The organism is Paenibacillus alkaliterrae (assembly GCF_021532375.1).
GTDB classification, from domain to species: Bacteria; Bacillota; Bacilli; order Paenibacillales; family Paenibacillaceae; genus Pristimantibacillus; species Pristimantibacillus alkaliterrae.
In genome coordinates this window covers 1-19,277 of sequence record NZ_JAKGAP010000093.1, presented here as the reverse complement: position 1 = coordinate 19,277, position 19,277 = coordinate 1, and the positions used below count along the sequence as shown (strand labels likewise).

The window sequence follows — 19,277 nt, the reverse complement described above, 5'->3', positions numbered from 1 at the left end:
CAATCTAATCCCCTCCGTTGTTTCTTCAGTATACAAAAAGGTACCCATAGCCTGAACACCTTTTTTTAAAGTGTCCAGTCTATGGGTACCAGTGTAAGGGATGGGTCTCTTTTTTTATCCAAAAAAGGAGGATTTGACAATGAAAACATGGTCCATGAGTGAAAGTATATCACCGATTGTGAAGCAAATTCCGCCTTCGGGCATACGCAAGTTTTTAGCCTGGCAGAGGGGAATAAGGACATTATATCGCTGGGCGTCGGGGAGCCGGACTTTGTCACTCCCGAGCATGTCAGAGCTGCTTGCGTACGCGCCTTGGAGCTTGGAAGAACGACCTATACCCCGAATGCCGGTCTTCTCGAGCTGCGGGAAGTAATCGCGATTTACTTAAATAACGGATTCCAAATAAACTATGAGCCTTCGGATGAAATCATGGTGACGGTCGGAGGAAGCGAGGCCATCGATCTGGCGCTGCGCGCATTGATTATACCCGGCGATGATATTATAGTGCCCGTGCCCAGTTATATCGCGTATTCTCCCATCGTGCAGTTGAACGGCGGGTTGGAAGAGATGAACATGATGATCGAGTCGTACTGCCAGCGCAGACGGATGTTCGTGAACGGTCTCAGGGAAATCGGCCTGCCTTGCCATGAGCCGAGAGGCGCCTTTTATGCTTTTCCGTCCGTGGCGCACACCGGGCTAAGCTCAGACGAATTTGCCCAAAAGCATTTTAGGACTGGCATTATTTAGACATCATAGTCCGGCCTTCTTCTTACTGCTTCCTCTAATGCGGAAATTTCCGATACTCATTCGGCGTACGGCCGGTCAACTTTTTAAATACTCTGCTGAAATATTTCTCGTCCTGATAGCCGACCATTTCGGCAATCTGAGAAATTTTCACGCCTGGGTTCAATAAATACAATTTCGCCTTTTCTATGCGGATTTGTTCTAGATATTCCGAAATGTTCACCCCGGTTTTTTCTTTAAACCGTCTGGAGATATATTCTCGGCTTAAGAAAAATTTAGCAGCGATATGCTGGAGCGGCAGGTCGGTATTGTAATGCTCCTCCATGTATTTTTGGATTTCGGCGATGACGTTGCGTTCCTTCGGAACCCGGAAATCGCCGGTTTCCCCGAACAGGTAAATGCGGCTGTCCGGTGCATCAAGATTCCGCTGCTGCAGCGCGGTTTTTGCTTCTTTGTAAGTGTACTGAACCTCCCGAGGGAACGGCCTTGCGGTGCCGATCCCGATATCGAATCGGGCTCCGAGCGTATCCTGAAACGCCTGGTTAATTGCGTACACTCGCTCTTCCAAACCGTCGAGCCCGCTCCAATGCAGGAGTACAATCTCCTCCTCGGTAGCCCAATAGCGGAAAGCTAAGCCTGTACAAGGATTTCGAAGAAATTCATTGCATATATTCGTTAGCGAGAAAAACAACAAATCCCGATGGTTGTTGTATTTCGTCTGAATCCGCTCGTCCAGCGCGTGCAAGCTAATTACTGAACAGCTGCAAACGCTTGCCGTTGCAAGCTCCGGAAACTCGCGCCGAATATCAGAGAGCAGCTTTCCTTCTGCGTTCGGATGCTGAAGGAGATCCGTAAACATTTTCTCCCAATAAATCGGCTTTAATAAATTCACTTCAATATTTCGGCTTTGTTGCTCATTTCGGGTAAAATCTTCCTCCGTCCAGAGCGCGACAGCTTGTTTTACAGCCTCCTCCAGTTGATCGGCATCAATCGGCTTTAAGATATAATCGAGTCCGCCCGCATTCATCGTATGCCGGACGAGGCGAAAATCGTCATGTCCGCTGATCACGATCGTCTTGCTGTTTGGCGCATGCTCTTGAATCCAAGTCAGCAGCTCGCAGCCGTCCATGCCCGGCATCATCATGTCGGTAAATATGATTTCCGGCTTCCACGCCCGGATGACGTTAATCGCCGTCTCTCCATCCGTAGCTTCCCTGATCTCACGGATGCCGTGCGATTCCCAATCTACAAGCAGGTGAATGGCCTCCCTTACATGCCGTTCGTCGTCTACGATGAGCGCCTTCATGTCGCATACTCCCCTTCTTTCATTGGAATGCTGATCATTACAATGAATCCGCCGTTGACATTCTCCTTCAAAGTCATCGATGCGTGCTTGTTGAAAAATAACCGCAAGCGCATCAATACATTCGTGAGTCCGATATGCTCTTCCTTCGAGATCGAGACTGCAGACTCAGGAAGATCCAGCTGCTTCTGCAGCATGCTCATCCGCTCCAGCTCGATTCCCCGGCCGTTGTCCTCCACGCTGATCTGAAGCGCGCCTTCCGTCGATATCCAGCATCTGACGACAATTTCAATCGGCACATCGGAGCGCTTGACCCCGTGTTTGAAAACATTTTCCACAAGCGGCTGTATGATCATCTTCGGAAGCTCAATATGTTCGATGCCGGACTCGATGACGAAGTGAATATCCAAATTGTCACCGAACCGCTGCTTTTGCAGCTCCGCATACGCTTTGACATGATCGACTTCCTTGATCAAGGGAACGATCGTTTCTTCCGTATTCATATGATAGCGCATCAGCTTACCGAGGGACGAAATGAGCGTATACACCTTCCGGTCTTGATGCTTAAGCGCCAACGTCCCGATCGATTGCAAGGCATTGTTCAGAAAATGCGGATGGATTTGAGCTTGAAGCGCCTTCAGCTGATTCGATTTATTCGCGATCTCGAGCCGATATTCGCGCAGGATCAGATGATTGATTTGGTCCATGAGCTGCCGGAAACGACGGGCTAAAATTCCGATCTCGTCTTGGCTCTCAATCGGAATGTCGACTTGCAAATTCCCGGTTTGCATGACGTGAATCGAATGAATGAGCCGTTTGATCGGCTTCGTGATTCGGTACGAAATATACATGGTCGCCACGACGGTAATGAGCAAGAAGCAGCCGAGCACCAGACTATTAATGCGGGTGATCTGACGAGCTCCGCTATACAGATGATCGTACGGAATACGTTTAACGATTGTCCAATTCATATAGTTCGTCGTCAGCTTCTCATACACGACGATTCCATCGAATGTCTGTGACTGAAGACGGAATTGTCCGCGTTCCGACCCCTCGTTCAACACTTGATCCACCCAAGTATCCTGCAACGCCGCAGCACCGATCTTCTCCTCGTCTGAGCTGAATACGACATCGCCATTCTCGTTCACAATCCATAGTTCTTCCACATCTGGCGTATAAAGCATCTCACTAATGGACCTAATATAGTCGAGAGTGATATCGATCGACAATCTCCCGATTTCGCGATCGGAAGGCACGTCGAGTATCGGACGATGAAAGGTTACGACGGTCTTCGGAAAATAATACGTGAACTTCTTTTTGTTGATGCCGTAGGGATGGCTGGAATGGGAAAACTGTATATATCCCGACGGTCTCCATATAACCGTGTCATCTTCAGGCGACTTGACGTTCGTTTCGTAGCGCAGCAAATCGTTTGCCAACAGGAACGTCCTATTGCCGTCATTAAACTGCAAACGAATCTGAAAGATGTCAGGACTTGTCATCGCCATGCCTCGCAGCGTGGATCCGACAACCGTCCGCTCCGTATTATTATCGCTTGGGGTCGATACTCCGTCCCGCAGGAGACGAAACAACGCGTCGCCGGCGTTTTGATCATAGTAAACAGAATTGAAAAGCTTATTGAAGAGTTCAAAATAGTTAATCAAGTTGGTTTTTCCTTGGAATAACAACTTTGAATTGTCTTTGACAGCCTGTTCCGTAATGGAAGCCGTCGTTCGATTATACGTAATCAGCATGGAGATGGAGATCGGCAATACGGTAGCCGCCAGCAAGACGATCATTAATTTTTTACGAAGGCTGCTTTTCATGAACGATCCTCCACATCAATATAATCCACCAACACATCATTTCTCTCAGTGTACAGTCGTTTCATGTGCTTGTATACTACAAAAACAGTGGAATTTTGAGGGGATAGAAGAGAGCGAGGAGAGACAAACAGATGATGCAAACTCGACGGAAAAAATTAAGTGAATGGGTACAACAACTGTATTTCATCGGACCGTCCCTTTTTTTCTTTAGTCTGATTGTGCTCATTCCATTCGTGATGGGAATGTACTACGCCTTTACGAATTGGAACGGCGTGTCGAATGAAGTGACTTGGGTCGGCTTGGATAACTTTGTCACGATCTTTACGGGTGACGAAAATTTTGCCAACTCATTTGGATTTACGGTGAGGTTTACGATCACGGCGGTAGTGCTTACGAATGCTGTAGGGTTCGGTTTAGCGCTGCTTTTAACACGGTCTATCCGTACGAAGAACGCCCTCCGTACGATTTTTTTTCTGCCCAACGTGATCGGGGGATTGCTGCTCGGCTTTATCTGGCAATTTATATTTATTAAGGGCTTTTCCGCAGTTGGGGATGCTACGGGCATCGGATTTTTTAATCTTCCCTGGCTTGGTGATGCACAGACTGGGTTTTGGGGCATCGTGATCGTCAGCGTTTGGCAAGGTGCCGGATATTTAATGGTCATTTATATCGCCGGACTGATTAATATTCCGAGCGAGCTGATGGAGGCCGCCGATATCGACGGAGCAAACTTTGTGCAGAAGCTGAAAAATATTATCATCCCGCTTATAATGCCGGCCGTAACCGTTTGTTTATTTTTGACCATCTCGAACTCCTTCAAAGTGTTTGACGTCGTTTACTCGCTGACGCGCGGAGGACCGTATAAATCGACGGAGCCCGTCACGATGGATATTTACTTTGAGGCCTTTACCAACAACCGTATGGGACTCGGCGCAGCGAAAGCTTTAATCTTCTTCCTTATCGTGGCTGCGATCACGCTGATCCAAGTCGTGATTACGAAGCGAAAGGAGGTTCAATCCTAATGGGTGCAGCGCGGGGATATACATTACGCACTTTAATGATCGAGATTTTTGCCATTCTGTTGGCGTTATTGTTTCTGGTACCGTTCTACTTCGTTCTCGTCAACTCCGTTAAGAGCTTCGCGGATTTGCTGTTGAACTCGGCCGGATTGCCGAAGGAATTTGTCTGGACGAATTATTCGAGAGTATGGGAGATTATCAATTACCCGAAAGCATTCCTGAATTCGCTGATCGTTACAGTGATCGCCAACCTTGGCATTGCCGTATTCAGCTCAATGGCCGCTTATCGCTTGGTAAGGCATCCAAGCAAGTTCAATAATTTGCTCTTCGGCGTTTTCGTTGCGGCGATGGTCATTCCTTTCCAGTCGATCATGATTCCGCTGGTTAAGGTCGCGAACATCGCCGGGCTGTTGAACTCGTTGCCCGGCTTGATCATCTGCTATTTCGGCTTCGGCATATCGCTTGCTACATTTCTCTTCCACGGTTTCGTGAAGGCGATACCGCTTGAGATCGAGGAAGCTGCGATCGTAGACGGCACATCGCCTTACGGCGTATTTTGGCGAATCGTGTTTCCGCTGCTAAAGCCGATGACCGTGACGATCATATTATTAAACAGTCTATGGATATGGAACGACTTTCTCTTGCCGTCGCTCGTCATACCCGATCCCAGCCTGCGGACGATCCCGCTCGCCACGAGTTCCTTTTTCGCGCAGTATACGAAGCAATGGGACTTGGCTCTGGCCGGCTTGGTGTTAGGCGTCACGCCGATCGTTATTTTCTTCCTCTTCATGCAGCGGCATATTATCGAGGGAATCACGGCTGGTTCTGTCAAAGGTTAATATGTTCCACCTAAGTGATCAATAACGTTGGTGTTGCTCTTACAATCAGGCTTATATAATGAGTGTTGTAAAGGCATCCATATAAAAAAATTCATTATTCGGGAGGTCCACATGAAAAAGAAATTAGCGTTAATGATGATGAGTTTTACACTTGCATTCTCGTTCTTGACGGCTTGCGGCAGCAATGCCAATAACAACAAAGACGCGGCTCAGAACGGAACGGAGACTGCCGAGGAAACGCCTGCTGCAAACGGCGAGAAGAAGGTCGTAAAGATCTTCCAATTTAAAGTGGAAATTGCTGACGCATTATCCCGTATGGAGAAAGAATATGAAGCCGCATTTCCAAACATCGATCTCAAGATCGAAACCGTAGGCGGCGGCGCAGACTACGGGGCGGCATTGAAAGCGAAATTCGCTTCGGGCGACGAGCCGGATATTTTCAATAACGGCGGTTGGAACGATGCGGTCGTATGGCAGGACAAGATGGAAGACCTTTCGGGCGAGCCATGGGTCGCGAACCTCATCGATGCAACGAAGCAGCAAATCACGCTCGACGGCAAGCTGCTTGGTATGCCGATGAATACGGAAGGCTACGGTTACCTCTACAATAAAGCGTTGTTCCAGCAAGCGGGCATTACGGAAATTCCGAACACGCTTAGCGAACTTCGCGGTGCGGCGCAAAAGCTGAAAGACGCAGGCATTACGCCGTTCGAGAATGGCTACGGTGAGTGGTGGATCCTCGGCATTCACAACGTGAACGTCGCTCTTGCAAAGCAGCCTGACCCAACAGCGTTTGTCAACGGCGTTAAAGAGGGAACGCAAACGTTCGCAGGCAACCCGATTTTCCAAGAATGGGTAAACCTCTTGGATACTACGATGGAATTCGGCCAGAAAAACCCGCTTACGACGGACTACAATACTCAAGTTACTGAATTCGCAGCCGGCGGTGCGGCGATGATGCAGCAAGGCAACTGGACGCAAGTGCAAATTGATGGCGTAAACCCGGATCTTGATCTCGGCGTTCTCCCGATGCCGATCAACGACGATGAGGCGCTGAACGATAACATCTTCGTTGGCGTGCCTTCCAACTGGGTTGTTAACAACAAGTCCAGCGTGAAGCAAGAAGCGAAAGACTTCCTGAACTGGATGGCAACATCCGACGCAGGCAAGCGTTATACGGTAGAAGAATTCAAGTTCATCCCGGCTTTCACCAACATTCCTTTCACGCCGGAGCAGTTGGGCGACATTGCAGCTTCTATCTCCGAGTATAGCAAAGCAGGCAAGACTCTTCCTTGGATTTGGGCGATGCTGCCGGACGGCACCACGCAAGAGTTCGGCGCTTCGATACAAGCGTATGTCGGCGGCAAGCTTACGAAAGAACAGCTTCTTCAATCCTTCGATACGACCGTGCAGAAACTGTTGAAGAAATAAGACATAATAAAGGCCGCCCTCGGGCGGCCTAAAAAAAATTTTTTTTATTTTCTAAATGCAAACGTTTGCATAGTTGGAATGACGTTCGTTCAATTATAAGTGTATAGGAGGTTCATTCATGCCATTATTTAATAGAAGAAATAAGGCACGTATTTCTCTAATTGTCAGCGCTTTCATCCTTCTGCAGTTGTTTCTTAGCGCATTTGTACCGCTGACGGCAGAAGCGGCAGCCGGAGGCTCCAGCATTTCAACTACAGTAACAGGCGACGTTATAGCAGATGAATTTGTCGATCAGCCAGGCGGTGCAAACGAATGGTACATAGCTGGTTCTTTCCAAGGCTGGAACAACACGGCCTCGCCTTTTGCTCATCTTGTTGGAGAATTCTACGCTTACTCTATCGTTTTGGATGCAGGAACGCATGAATTCAAATTTACGAAAAACGGAACATGGGACGGTCTTTCCAATGGAGGCAACAACTTCTCGTTAACCCTTGCGGAAAGAACAAAGGTAAACTTCTATATTAATGACGAAATAAACCAGGCGCGTATTAACGTAGCTGGAGTAGAGGGGTTATCACAATACATGCCGGTACTAACGGCTGACAAATGGCCAAGACTTGTAGGGTCTATCCAATCTGTTTTTAGTGAACCCGAGTGGAGTCCGTCTGACGCCCGGCAATTATTTGTAGATTACAACTTTAACAACACGGTCTATAAACTTCAAAGAAATATCCCAACTGGTCAATATGAGGCAAAAGTGGCCTTCGGTTCAAACTGGGATGAGTCTTACGGATACAATGCAGAAGGGCATAATTTGCCCGTAGCTATATTGGATCCGGCTAATGTTACATTTACCATTGATTATTCAGCAACTCCTAAAGTGTTATCTAACGATTACAAACCGGCTGACGGTAATTTTGATGGAATGATTAATGTGGATGCCATTAGGTTTGACAGTCGTTCCATCACTTATAAGAAGCCTTTCGGAGCAATTCCAGAGGGTCGCCAAGATTTAACGTTACGCATTGCAGCCAAAAAAGATGATGTGCAAGTTGCTAAAGCAGAATTGATTAATGAGGAGTCTTTAGCAAAAACCTATGACATGAGAAAAGTGACGTCTGTAGGTGATCTTGACTACTTTGAAGCTATTATTCCATCTGCTGATTTTCATGGTATCGGGGTGTGGGGCTACAAATTCATATTAGTAGACGGCCCTGCAAAAGTAGAATATGGTGATGACGGAGTCCGCGGCGGCACGGGTAAAGCCCTTGATGAAGGTGCAGTACCTTTTGATTTAACGGTATACGATGCTGATTTCCAAACACCGGACTGGATGAAAAATGCGATTGTTTACCAAATCTACCCTGACCGTTTCTTCGATGGTTATGAAGGCAATAACCGTGCCAAGACCGTAGACGGCTACCGCGGTGATCGTTCTGAAGACCGTGCAGGTGCGCCGATTAATCCTTTCCCGCTCCAGTATTTTGATGGCGGTGTAGAGAACGAGCCTACGCCCGATCAAGTGTGGGGCGAGTGGAGCGACATTCCGGAAATGCCGGAACGTCTAACGCCCGAGAATGCGCCTTACTATTCTGGTTCTAAGACTGACGGAATATGGACGAATGAATTTTACGGCGGCGACATTCAAGGGGTACAAGCAAAGCTGAACTATCTTGAATCCATCGGGGTGACAGCCATTTATTTTAACCCTATTGCCTGGGCGGGTTCGAACCATAAGTACGATGCTACAGATTATAATCATTTGGATCCAATGTTTGGCGAACCGGTTTACAACACACCCGGGGACCCAAAGTCAGGTTTAAACTATGACGCTACACGAAAAGCATCTGACGCTGTATTTATCGAATTTGCTAACGAAGCAAGAACTCGCGGCATTCACATTATCGCTGACGGAGTATTTAACCATGTTGGCGACGATTCCATTTATTTTGACCGCTATGAGAAATTCCCGGAGATCGGGGCTTATGAATACTGGGCTAAAGTTTGGGACCATGTCAATGATGACGCTATGACTCAAGCAGATGCCGAGCAGACCGTTATTGATGCGTTTACTGGTCAATTGAATCCTGCAACCGGAGTAAATTATAAGTATCCGGAGGACTTTGAGTTCACCACCTGGTTTACGGTTCACAACGAAAAAGTTTTAAGCCGGGATCATGTATACATGTATAAGTATGACGCATGGTGGGGCTATGATTCCTTGCCGACAATGGATGCGATTGAACCGATAGAGGGAGATGCAGATGCCCTTCCAGGCAGACATGAATGGAACGTGCCAAGCTACAGAAACCACGTTATTGGTTATGATCTCACTGAAATGACACCGGAAGAACAGCAAACAGCCATGCAAAACACAGCCTCGCAGGTTTGGAATTGGATGGGTGCCAGCGGATGGCGGTTGGACGTTGCTCCGGATGTATCGTTCGGAACTTGGGAAAAGTTCAGAACCGCTGTAAAATCACAAACAGGATTAACCAATGCGAATGGTCAACCGATCCCTGATCCGATTATTTTGGGTGAGGAGTGGGGTGTAGCAACTCATTACCTGCTGGGCAACCAATTTGATTCTGTAATGAACTATCGCTTTAGAGCTGCCCTGCAGTCCTTCTTAACAGGCGGGAATGCGCAAACTATGCATTCTGCATTGGAATCTATTCGTGAAGATTATCCTAAAGAAGCATGGTTAGCCATGCTTAATCTGGTAGGATCCCATGATACGACTAGAAATATTACCAAAATGGATTATCCGCAATATGAAGAAAATAGAGTAGGAATAGCACCGGATGCAACAGAAACTGCCCGAAAACTGCAACAATTAACGGCTATATTCCAAATGGGTTACCCAGGTGCTCCAACTGTTTATTATGGAGATGAGGTAGGTCTGGAAGGTACAAAAGACCCGGATTCCCGCAGAACATTCCCCTGGGAGCGTGTAAGTGAAGCAGAAGGTCAATTTATGGGCGCAGGCAAGTATGCTTCCGTGTTCAACGTTTACAAAAAATCTGCAGAGATTCGCAACAATAATAAAGTGTTCCGTACAGGCGACATTAAAGTTGCCTATGCGCAAGGCGATGTCATTGCTTATGCCAGGAAAAATAGTGCCAAAGCCGGTTTGGTCGTTATTAACAAAGGCGTGACGGAAGCGACGATTGAAGCGGATGTAGCCGGATTTATTCCGAATGGTGTGATTTTCTCGGACCAGCTTTATGGAACAGCTCAGTCCACTGTTGACGGAGGCAAACTTGCACTGACAATCCCTGCGTTAACGGGCTTCATGATGGTCAATGAAGGAGAATTGGCAGAAGTTCCTGTAGTTCCAAACGCTGTCGCAGCCGGGGACAATGGCTTCGTCTCATTATCTTGGGATGCTGTGGCGGGTGCTGAAGGATACAACGTGTACCGCGCGCCAATCGAAGGCGGAGAATTAACGTTATTATCCGACTATCAAGCTGGACTAACCTTTGCAGATAACACGGTGACCAATGGAGTGAAGTATTATTATGCGGTCACTGCGGCAATCGGCAATGGTGAAAGCGCCATCTTGGACATGGTGTCTGCTACACCGGCTTTTCCAATTAACAGCGTAACCATTATGGGTCAAGCTGAAGACATGACGATTGGTGCAGGCAACAGCACAAGTGAAATTACAATTGCGATTGAAGTCAATGGTCTGACCGATGCTGCAGCTAATGCTGGAATAGAAGCGCCTAATATGATTGCCAGATTAGCTTACTACGCAGACGGTACCGATAAAGCCAATGCTGCAGATACTAGGCTGAGGTACAAAGAAGATGTAGATGGAAGCAAAGTTTATTATGCTGCCTTTGAACCGACGGAGGCTGGAGTATTCCGCTACTTTGCAAAAGTATCTGCCAATAACGGGGAAAGCTACACGGAGTCAGCGGAGGCGACATTTAACGCTAATGCGGATACAGCTGACACAACTGCACCTTTAGTGCCAGTGCTGGAAGATATTACAGTAGAATCGAACCTTGCCAGTTTAGTTTGGACTGCGGAAGGCGAAGATATCTCCGGCTTTGATATTTTCCGCAAAAAGTTATCGGATCCAGGGTTCACAAAGATAGCAACGTTGGCTAATACAGTTACCAATTATGTAGACTATTCAGTAAGTAATGATATTCAGTACATCTACAAAATTGCAGCTTTTGATCAATCCTATAACCGCAGCTATTCAGCGGAGAAGTCAGTAATGCCTAGGCTGGTTATGGTGGATGTGACCTTGCGATTGCATTTGCCTGCCTATACACCTGCTCAGGACGGCATTTACATTGCTGGAAACTTTAATGGGTGGAATTCCAGCGGAAACGAACTAAAAGTTCCAAGCGGGGCTACCAGTCGCGATGTTGTGGAATATACGTTCAAAATGATGGCTGGCAAGTCTATCGAATATAAGTACACTCGGGGTACCTGGGAAACAGAGGCCTTTACGAGCCACACCCGTATAGCGAACGATACGGAAGACTTAGGGAACTGGGCGTATAGTTCAACAGATACCAACATGAAGCTGACGATTAAGAATGAGGGCGGCAACAAAATGATGGTAGAGGATTACGTACTTCGATGGGTGGATATGCCGATGATGGTTTCCATGCCTCGTATTTCTTACGGTGAAGATATTGAATACACAGCGGCTGGAGACGAGAATAGATTTACTGTAAAGGCTAATGTCCCGTATGGTGTGGAATTCACGATTAATGACGTTCCGATTGCAGATAGTGAGATGGATCAATATGGGAATGTATGGGTTCAAAACATTCCACTTGAGCCGGGAACTAATACTTTTGTACTTCATATTGCACCTACAGAGGAAACCTTGGCCGAGCCATGGTATACGGATAAAGGCCGCGCGGGGCAAGCAACTAAAACAATAAACCTAACGGTTTATAAAGCTGAAGGGAATGACGACGGCGGTTCAACGCCAACGAAGCCTGCAATACCAATCGATCCTAAAGCGGAAGCAGTGAATCCAAAGGCCAATCCCGATGGCAAGGTTCCTGTCACGCTTCCAAATGGCAAGAATAAAGTTCTATTGCCGGCAAATGCTGAAGCCATTAACAAGAACAATAAAGTAGAAGTGAAAAATGATAAGTTCGAAGCAGTCATTAGCGGTGAAGTTCTTGAGGATTTGAAATCATTGCTGAACGAAACCGAACTGAAAGAAGCGAATATTTCCTTTGAAGCAAACAGGGTATCAACTGATGAGGCGGAACAGCTTGTAAACAAAGAAAAGGCAAAGGCCAAATTAAAAATGGCCGGGGAAGTCTTCGAATTCAAGTTAGTGATCGTTGATAAAAACGGTAAAGAAATGAAATTAACCAAGTTCGATCCGCCGATTGAAATGACATTACATGTTAGTGATACGGCTAACAAAGATTTATTAGGGATGTACTACATTGCTGACGACGGATCTTTAGAGTATGTCGGCGGTGAATTAATCGGAAGTAAAATTACGGCAAGCATAAGACATTTTAGCAAGTACGCAGTACTTGAGTACGACAAATCCTTCAAGGATGTCAGCGAGCAGTATTGGGCTTATGACGTCATTAAGAAAATGGCAGCAAAACACATTGCTAAAGGTGTGAGCGATACTGAATTTGCGCCTATGAAACCAGTAACACGTGCTGAGTTTACGGCATTGATCGTACGCGCGCTTGGATTAGAAGCAACGAAAGAAGCAAGCTTCAAAGATGTAGACGGCTCCAGGTGGTATGCGGAAGCCGCAGCAGCTGCGTACGAGGCGGGCATCGTATCCGGCCGCAGCAACGATACATTTGCACCGAACGATACGATTACGCGCGAAGAGATGGCGGTTATGATTGTGAAAGCCTATGAAGTGAAAGCTGGTAAGCAGGCAACGGCAAGCATCGAAGCAGAATTTGCAGATCGTACCGGCGTTAGTGTTTGGGCACAAGCTGCGGTTCATGCAGCGGCTGAGCTTGGATTCATCCAAGGACGTAACAACAACCGGTTCGTACCGCAAGGACAAACCAATCGTGCAGAAAGTGCACAAGTTATCTCTAAATTGCTGGATAGCATAAATTAAATTTACAATGGATCGAATTTGTGAACCTATTTATGGTATTTTAGATTAATGACTCATACTAGTCTAACAAAATAGGGAGAGATGAACATGTCAGCACAGTCGAAAGAGTGGATTCTGCATTCGGTTATTTTCAGCTTGAAGCACGAGGAGGGCTCGGAAGAGGAGCTGCGGTTTCTTGAGGACGGGGAGCGGATATTGACATCGATACCGACCGTCGCCAATTTCCAGGTCTATAAGCAGGTCAGCGCCAAAAATGAATACAACCACGGCTTCGCCATGGAGTTTGCGAGCCAGGCTGACTATGATGCCTACAACGAGCATCCGCTTCATGTCCGGTTCGTTAACGAGCGTTGGCTGACGGAAGTCGAGAAATTTCTGGAAATCGATTATAAGAAGTAGATCGGCGATTGAAGATTTGTTCGGTACGGCATATAATGAGCGATATAGACAGAACATTTTCGAACAAATATGAACAAAATGGGAAGAGGGACTAACGGATGAAAAAGCTAAAGGTGCTGCAGCAGCTGACGGAAGCGGGCGTTGTAGCGGTATTGCGCGCGGACTCCCCGGAGGAAGTAGCGGAGATGGCGCGCCGCGCGATTAAAGGCGGCATTAAAGCAATTGAAATTACGATGACGGTACCGTTCGCGCTGCGCGCGATCGAACAGCTATCGAAGGAATATTCGAGCTCGGCTGCGCCTGATGCGGATAATTATGCGATTATCGGCGTAGGCACCGTGCTGGATCCCGAAACGGCGCGCGCTGCCATTTTGGCAGGGGCCGAGTACGTCGTTGCTCCTGCGTTGAACCCCGATACGATCAAGCTTTGCAACCGTTACGCGGTTCCGGTTATGCCGGGCACGATGACGATTCACGAGATTCAAAGCGCGCTCGAGCTTGGCGTTGATGTCGTGAAGCTATTTCCGGGCAATCTTTATTCCCCGAGCGTAATTCCGTCCATCAAGGGACCGCTGCCGCAGGCGAATATTATGCCAACCGGCGGCGTATCGCTCGACAACCTGAAGGATTGGATCAACGCGGGCGCGGTAGCGGTCGGCATTGGCTCGGATCTGACGAAGGATGCGGTGAAGACCGGCGATTTCTCGCTGATTGAGAAGAAGGCGGCAGCCTATATCGCGGCTTATCGCGAAGCGAAAGGCCTGTAACGCCAATGATACCCTGATGGAGAGCGCGGCTCTCTGTCAGGGTATTTTTGCTGCGTGATCGAAGCTGGCGATGCATACGCCGAATAAGCAACGCCCAAATCGGTTTGTGATTTACTTGCTTCTGAGCCGGAATAGCGTTATAACAGAAACAGAGTCATTATTAGACAAATTAATCGTTAAAAGGAGTCGTTCAAGTAATGGATTATCGAATTGAGAAGGATACGATGGGTGAAATTCAGGTTCCGGCGGACAAGTTGTGGGGCGCTCAAACGCAGCGCAGCCTGCAAAACTTTAAAATTAGCGGTGAGCGGATGCCGATCGAGGTCGTCTACGCCATGGCTTATATCAAGAAAGCAGCCGCGAATGCGAACGAGAAGCTTGGCGTATTGGACTCGGCTAAAGCAGCTATTATTGGCGAAGCGGTAGACGAAATCGTATCCGGCAAATGGGATGAGCATTTCCCGCTCGTGGTATGGCAGACGGGAAGCGGCACGCAAACGAACATGAACGTAAACGAGGTAATTGCGAACCGTGCGAATGGCTTGCTTGCGGAACGCGGCAGCGAGGTGCGCATTCACCCGAATGACGACGTTAACCGGTCGCAAAGCTCGAACGATACATTCCCGGCAGCCATGCACATTGCAGGAGTGATCGCATTGGAGGACCGTTTGCTTCCGGCAATCGACCTTCTGAACGGCACGCTTCGCGCGAAAGCGGAGAAATTTAACGATATCGTCAAAATAGGCCGTACGCATCTTCAGGACGCAACGCCGATTACGCTCGGCCAAGAGATTAGCGGCTGGTATTCGATGCTCGACAGAACGCGCGCGATGCTCGTGCAAAGCGTCGATCAAATGCGCGATCTTGCGCTGGGCGGCACGGCGGTAGGTACCGGCCTTAACGCTCACCCGGATTTTGCCGTTAAGGTTGCGGAGGAAGTAGCGGCATTGACAGGCAAATCCTTCATAACGGCCGCGAACAAATTCCACTCGCTTACAAGCCATGATCAAATCGTTTATACGCATGGCGCGATCAAGGCGCTTGCAGCCGATTTGATGAAAATCGCCAACGACGTAAGATGGCTGGCAAGCGGACCGCGCTGCGGCATCGGCGAGATTTCGATACCGGAGAACGAGCCGGGCAGCTCGATCATGCCGGGCAAGGTCAACCCGACGCAAAGCGAAGCGCTCACGATGGCGGTATGCCAGGTAATCGGCAACGATACGGCGATTTCGATGGCGGCCAGCCAAGGCAACTTCGAGCTTAACGTGTTTAAGCCGGTTATTATTTATAACTTCCTGCAATCGGTAGCGCTCATGGCTGACGGTATGGTATCGTTCAACGACAATTGCGCGATCGGCATCGAGCCGAACGAAGCGGTGATCAAGCGCAATCTGGATCAATCGCTTATGCTCGTAACGGCTCTTAATCCACATATCGGCTACGAGAATGCGGCTGCTATCGCGAAGAACGCACACAAAAAAGGACTGACGCTGAAGGAGTCGGCTATCGCAAGCGGCCTGCTTACATCGGAGCAGTTCGATGAATTCGTTCGTCCGGAGAACATGATCGGTAAACGTTAAGATTAAGCGCAGATAAGGGCAGAGGCCAAGTCATTGGATTGACTTGGCTTCTGCCCTGTTTGTGTTAAGGAGCAGGCGTCAAATAGCTGTTAACAATCTTTTTGATTTGCTCGATCGTACTCGCGAGTGAACGATTCTCAATAACATGCTCGCATGCTTTGCGATAGGTGACCTCCTCGGAATAGTGGCTTAGGTAGCTGTCGATAATCTCGTAGCTCGTGCCTTTGCTCTCCAGCCGTTCCGATACCGTTTTTTTATCGACATAGAGGAATATGCGAATGGCACGTTCGCCGTAAATCCGCCGGATCGTATCAGAGCCCTCGCGGTTGAGAACGAGATATACGCTGTTGCCTGCATTCAAAGCGAGAACCAGGTAGCGTTTGCCGATTCCGTAGCGGTGGCGGTCGATCTGGACCGTTTCGGTGAAGAAGCCGTTTTGGTTCAGTACATTGAATTTCTCCTTGCTGACATAACGATAGTCTTGGTCAGGACGTTCCTTGTCTCTAGGCGGCCGATCGGTACAGGAGGGGATATGCAGAATGCCGGAGTTTTCCAGCGCTTTATGAGCTGCTGTCTTGCGGCCGGATCCGCTCGTACCCGTGAATATGAACAGATAGGGTTTATTCATGCGGAGCACTCCTTCCTTTTACTAAATATATCGGCTTGTAATCGTTTTCTTATAAGACGAATGTGGGTTGATCAGCAGAAGCGCGGACATGGTGCGATGAAGTGAAGAAGCGGCCTGTTTGTGTTATGATACGAATGATTGCTAGTGGGACTATATTCTTCGAAAAAGTAGGTTTGTCCAATGCATTTATTATCTGTAGAACATATAACGAAGAGCTACGGCGAGAAGCTGTTGTTCGAAAATGTTACCTTCGGCGTTGAGGATGGCGACAAGATCGGTATTATCGGCGTGAATGGGACAGGGAAGTCAACCTTCCTGAAGGTGATTGCGGGCCTCGAGCCGGCCGATTCGGGCACGATATCGATTGGCAACCGGGTCACGGTGCGCATGCTGGCGCAGGACCCGGCGTTCGCGCCGGGTGAAACGACGCTGGAGCATGTCCTTGGCGGCGATTCACCGCAGCTTCGCGCAGTGAGGGCTTATGCGGCTGCGCTCGAGGCGATTGAGCTGAAACCGGGCGATGAAGCGCTGCAGGAGCAGCTCATCAAGGCGAATCAGCGCATGGACGAGCTGGACGCTTGGCAGCTCGAGAGCGATGCCAAGACGGCGCTCTCGAAGCTTGGCATCAACGACTTCGAGGCTAAGGTGGAGACGCTGTCCGGCGGTCAGCGGAAGCGCGTTGCTATGGCGGCGGCGCTGCTGCTGCCATCCGATATTCTTATCCTGGATGAGCCGACGAACCATATCGATAACGATTCCGTTGCTTGGCTGGAGGGCATGCTCCAGAAACGCAGAGGGGCGCTGCTCATGATTACGCATGATCGCTACTTTCTCGACCGCGTGAGCAACCGGGTCATCGAGCTTGACAAAGGTCAGGCGCATTTCTATCAAGCGAACTACAGCCGTTTTCTCGAACTGAAGCTGGATCGGGAGGAAAGAGAGGCTGCGTCGGAAGCGAAGCGGCAGAATCTGCTGCGTAATGAGCTCGCTTGGATAAGACGCGGTGCAAAGGCAAGAACGACGAAGCAGAAGGCGCGAATCGATCGGTTCGAAGCGCTGAAGGCGGATGCGCCGAAGCAATCGGGCGGGAAGATGGACGTGTCGGTTGCTTCCAGCAGGCTCGGCCGGAAAATTGTCGAGATTGAAGCGGTCACGAAGCGTTTCGGCGAACGGACGCTCATTCGCGATTTCAGTTACATTGCCGTTCCCGAAGACCGCGTTGGCATCGTCGGCCGCAACGGAAGCGGGAAGTCGACGCTGCTGAAGCTGATTACCGGGCAATTGACGCCTGACGAGGGAACGGTCGAGCTGGGCGCTACAGTTAAGCTGGGCTGGTTCTCGCAGGAGCATGAGGAAATGGATCAATCGCTGCGCGTGATCGAATATATCCGCGAGGGCGCGGAGCAGGTGAAGACAGCAGACGGTTCGATCATATCGGCGGGACAAATGCTGGAGCGGTTTTTATTCTCGCCGACGATGCAGTGGACGCCGATCTCCAAGCTGTCCGGAGGCGAGAAGCGGCGCTTGCAGCTGCTGCGCGTGCTGATGAATGCGCCAAACGTGCTGCTGCTCGATGAGCCGACGAATGATTTGGATATTTCCACGTTAACGGTACTGGAAGACTATTTGGACGATTTTCCCGGCGTCGTGTTTGTCGTTTCGCATGACCGCTACTTCCTTGACCGGACGGTGGACAAAATCGTTGCGTTCGAAGGAGACGGAGTGATTACTCATCATACCGGCAACTATACGGATTATCAGGAGTTTGTCGAGAAGCACGGCGTAGCTGGGAGTACGGCGGTTTCAACTGCGAAGCCTGCTTCTGCAGGCAAGACAGCGGCTGCGACGGCAGGAACGGAAACTCACGCTAGTACGGCTGCTAAACCCGCTGGCCGGGAGCGTGCGCTCAAGATGTCTTATAAGGAGCAGAAGGACTACGAGCAAATAGACGGTTGGATCGCTGACACTGAAGCAGAGCTAAGCGCAATTGCTGCCCAAATGGAAGCAGCAAGCAGCGACTCCGTACGGCTGCAGGAGCTGGCGGCCGAACAGCAGCAGCTGGAGGAGAAGCTGGAGCAGTTGATGGACCGCTGGACGGAGCTGAATGAACTGGCGGAACAAATTGCGGCGCAGAAGTAAGAGCTGCAACCGTAACATCATGAACTGTAACTGTATGCGCCGTAACAGCATGAACCGTGATTGTATGAACCATCTCAGCATGAGCCGTAACCTTTGCGCCGTACTAATGAGGAAAACTCATTATTTAGTGATGCTAACCTCACTGATAGCAATCGTTTATGGTACCTCGTTCGATTTACTGAGGAAAATCTCACTCCCCGTGAGGGTAGCCTCATCGCTAATGAGGTTTACCTCAGTAATGAATAATTGAGCAAAAAAAGTATTGAAATTAGTGAGCCCAGCCTCAGATTTATTGAGATTTCCCTCACAATAAGTCGACTTTAACATCTTAAGCCAGAAGTCCCCATCTTCTTAGCGCTAGCGAAAGGTGGGGATGAATGGTTGATCTTTTTGGTTAAAAAAAACAAACATATGTTCGTATAATGTGGTATACTTATCCTTGGAAAAGGAGGTTAACTTACTTGCTGCGAGCCTATAAATATCGCATTTACCCCAATGAAGTACAAAGGGTTTT

General features: G+C 48.8%; 12 protein-coding genes and 1 pseudogene. 10 read left to right on the top strand and 3 right to left on the bottom strand.

Translation table 11 applies throughout. The annotated features are described in order from the left end of the window. Window positions 1-154 precede the first annotated feature (154 nt). A pseudogene (locus L1N85_RS24795) lies at window positions 155-561 on the top strand (aminotransferase class I/II-fold pyridoxal phosphate-dependent enzyme); the annotation flags it as partial. Window positions 562-781: 220 nt separating this feature from the next. Here L1N85_RS24795 and L1N85_RS24790 read toward each other — a convergent pair. Then, window positions 782-2,050 carry a response regulator gene (locus L1N85_RS24790; RefSeq protein ID WP_235241705.1) on the bottom strand — a complete coding sequence of 423 codons (1,269 nt, stop codon included), beginning with the start codon at window positions 2,048-2,050 and terminating at the stop codon, window positions 782-784. Beyond that, complete coding sequence (locus L1N85_RS24785) at window positions 2,047-3,873, bottom strand: sensor histidine kinase (RefSeq protein ID WP_235241704.1); 1,827 nt, start codon at window positions 3,871-3,873, stop codon at window positions 2,047-2,049. Before L1N85_RS24785 ends, L1N85_RS24790 begins: the two co-directional genes overlap by 4 nt. A gap of 131 nt (window positions 3,874-4,004) precedes the next feature. Here L1N85_RS24785 and L1N85_RS24780 point away from each other — a divergent pair, with 131 nt between their 5' ends. The 7 genes from L1N85_RS24780 to fumC all read left to right on the top strand — a co-directional run bounded on the left by L1N85_RS24780 (window position 4,005) and on the right by fumC (window position 15,996). Then, entirely contained in the window at window positions 4,005-4,895 is an 891-nt protein-coding gene (locus L1N85_RS24780) for a carbohydrate ABC transporter permease (protein ID WP_235241703.1), read from the top strand. Then, window positions 4,895-5,731 (top strand): carbohydrate ABC transporter permease, encoded by an 837-nt coding sequence (locus L1N85_RS24775; RefSeq protein WP_235241702.1) that lies wholly within the window; start codon window positions 4,895-4,897, stop codon window positions 5,729-5,731. Before L1N85_RS24780 ends, L1N85_RS24775 begins: the two co-directional genes overlap by 1 nt. Before the next feature lie 111 nt (window positions 5,732-5,842). Next, a complete protein-coding gene (locus tag L1N85_RS24770) occupies window positions 5,843-7,162 on the top strand; it encodes an ABC transporter substrate-binding protein (protein ID WP_235241701.1) in 1,320 nt (439 codons plus the stop codon). A 118-nt stretch (window positions 7,163-7,280) separates the two neighbouring features. Beyond that, window positions 7,281-13,247, top strand: coding sequence for an S-layer homology domain-containing protein (locus L1N85_RS24765; protein ID WP_235241700.1), 5,967 nt, complete (start codon window positions 7,281-7,283; stop codon window positions 13,245-13,247). An 87-nt stretch (window positions 13,248-13,334) separates the two neighbouring features. Then, the gene (locus L1N85_RS24760; protein WP_235241699.1) at window positions 13,335-13,646 is read left to right on the top strand and encodes a Dabb family protein; all 312 of its coding nucleotides are present in this window, start codon (window positions 13,335-13,337) and stop codon (window positions 13,644-13,646) included. 98 nt (window positions 13,647-13,744) lie between these two features. Further along, window positions 13,745-14,413: a bifunctional 2-keto-4-hydroxyglutarate aldolase/2-keto-3-deoxy-6-phosphogluconate aldolase gene (locus L1N85_RS24755; protein WP_235241698.1), complete on the top strand. Its 669-nt coding sequence runs from the start codon at window positions 13,745-13,747 to the stop codon at window positions 14,411-14,413. Window positions 14,414-14,610: 197 nt separating this feature from the next. Then, window positions 14,611-15,996: a class II fumarate hydratase gene (fumC, locus tag L1N85_RS24750; protein WP_235241697.1), complete on the top strand. Its 1,386-nt coding sequence runs from the start codon at window positions 14,611-14,613 to the stop codon at window positions 15,994-15,996. A 64-nt stretch (window positions 15,997-16,060) separates the two neighbouring features. Here the strand turns inward: fumC and L1N85_RS24745 are convergent, their stop codons facing one another. Next, a complete protein-coding gene (locus L1N85_RS24745) occupies window positions 16,061-16,624 on the bottom strand; it encodes a guanylate kinase (RefSeq protein WP_235241696.1) in 564 nt (187 codons plus the stop codon). 180 nt (window positions 16,625-16,804) lie between these two features. Between L1N85_RS24745 and L1N85_RS24740 the strand changes: the two genes are divergently transcribed. Both L1N85_RS24740 and L1N85_RS28095 read left to right on the top strand, forming a co-directional pair. Further along, window positions 16,805-18,763 carry an ABC-F family ATP-binding cassette domain-containing protein gene (locus L1N85_RS24740; RefSeq protein WP_235241695.1) on the top strand — a complete coding sequence of 653 codons (1,959 nt, stop codon included), beginning with the start codon at window positions 16,805-16,807 and terminating at the stop codon, window positions 18,761-18,763. Between the two features lie 422 nt (window positions 18,764-19,185). Then, window positions 19,186-19,277: helix-turn-helix domain-containing protein (locus L1N85_RS28095; RefSeq protein WP_407946563.1), on the top strand; the 92-nt coding region annotated here is incomplete at its 3' end.

What these genes read in the sequence shown, in the direction of transcription:
- L1N85_RS24790 (WP_235241705.1), bottom strand. Translation starts at nt 2,050, where the DNA reads ATGAAGGCGCTCATCGTAGACGACGAACGGCATGTAAGGGAGGCCATT.
- L1N85_RS24785 (WP_235241704.1), bottom strand. Translation starts at nt 3,873, where the DNA reads ATGAAAAGCAGCCTTCGTAAAAAATTAATGATCGTCTTGCTGGCGGCT.
- L1N85_RS24780 (WP_235241703.1), top strand. Translation starts at nt 4,005, where the DNA reads ATGATGCAAACTCGACGGAAAAAATTAAGTGAATGGGTACAACAACTG.
- L1N85_RS24775 (WP_235241702.1), top strand. Translation starts at nt 4,895, where the DNA reads ATGGGTGCAGCGCGGGGATATACATTACGCACTTTAATGATCGAGATT.
- L1N85_RS24770 (WP_235241701.1), top strand. Translation starts at nt 5,843, where the DNA reads ATGAAAAAGAAATTAGCGTTAATGATGATGAGTTTTACACTTGCATTC.
- L1N85_RS24765 (WP_235241700.1), top strand. Translation starts at nt 7,281, where the DNA reads ATGCCATTATTTAATAGAAGAAATAAGGCACGTATTTCTCTAATTGTC.
- L1N85_RS24760 (WP_235241699.1), top strand. Translation starts at nt 13,335, where the DNA reads ATGTCAGCACAGTCGAAAGAGTGGATTCTGCATTCGGTTATTTTCAGC.
- L1N85_RS24755 (WP_235241698.1), top strand. Translation starts at nt 13,745, where the DNA reads ATGAAAAAGCTAAAGGTGCTGCAGCAGCTGACGGAAGCGGGCGTTGTA.
- fumC (WP_235241697.1), top strand. Translation starts at nt 14,611, where the DNA reads ATGGATTATCGAATTGAGAAGGATACGATGGGTGAAATTCAGGTTCCG.
- L1N85_RS24745 (WP_235241696.1), bottom strand. Translation starts at nt 16,624, where the DNA reads ATGAATAAACCCTATCTGTTCATATTCACGGGTACGAGCGGATCCGGC.
- L1N85_RS24740 (WP_235241695.1), top strand. Translation starts at nt 16,805, where the DNA reads ATGCATTTATTATCTGTAGAACATATAACGAAGAGCTACGGCGAGAAG.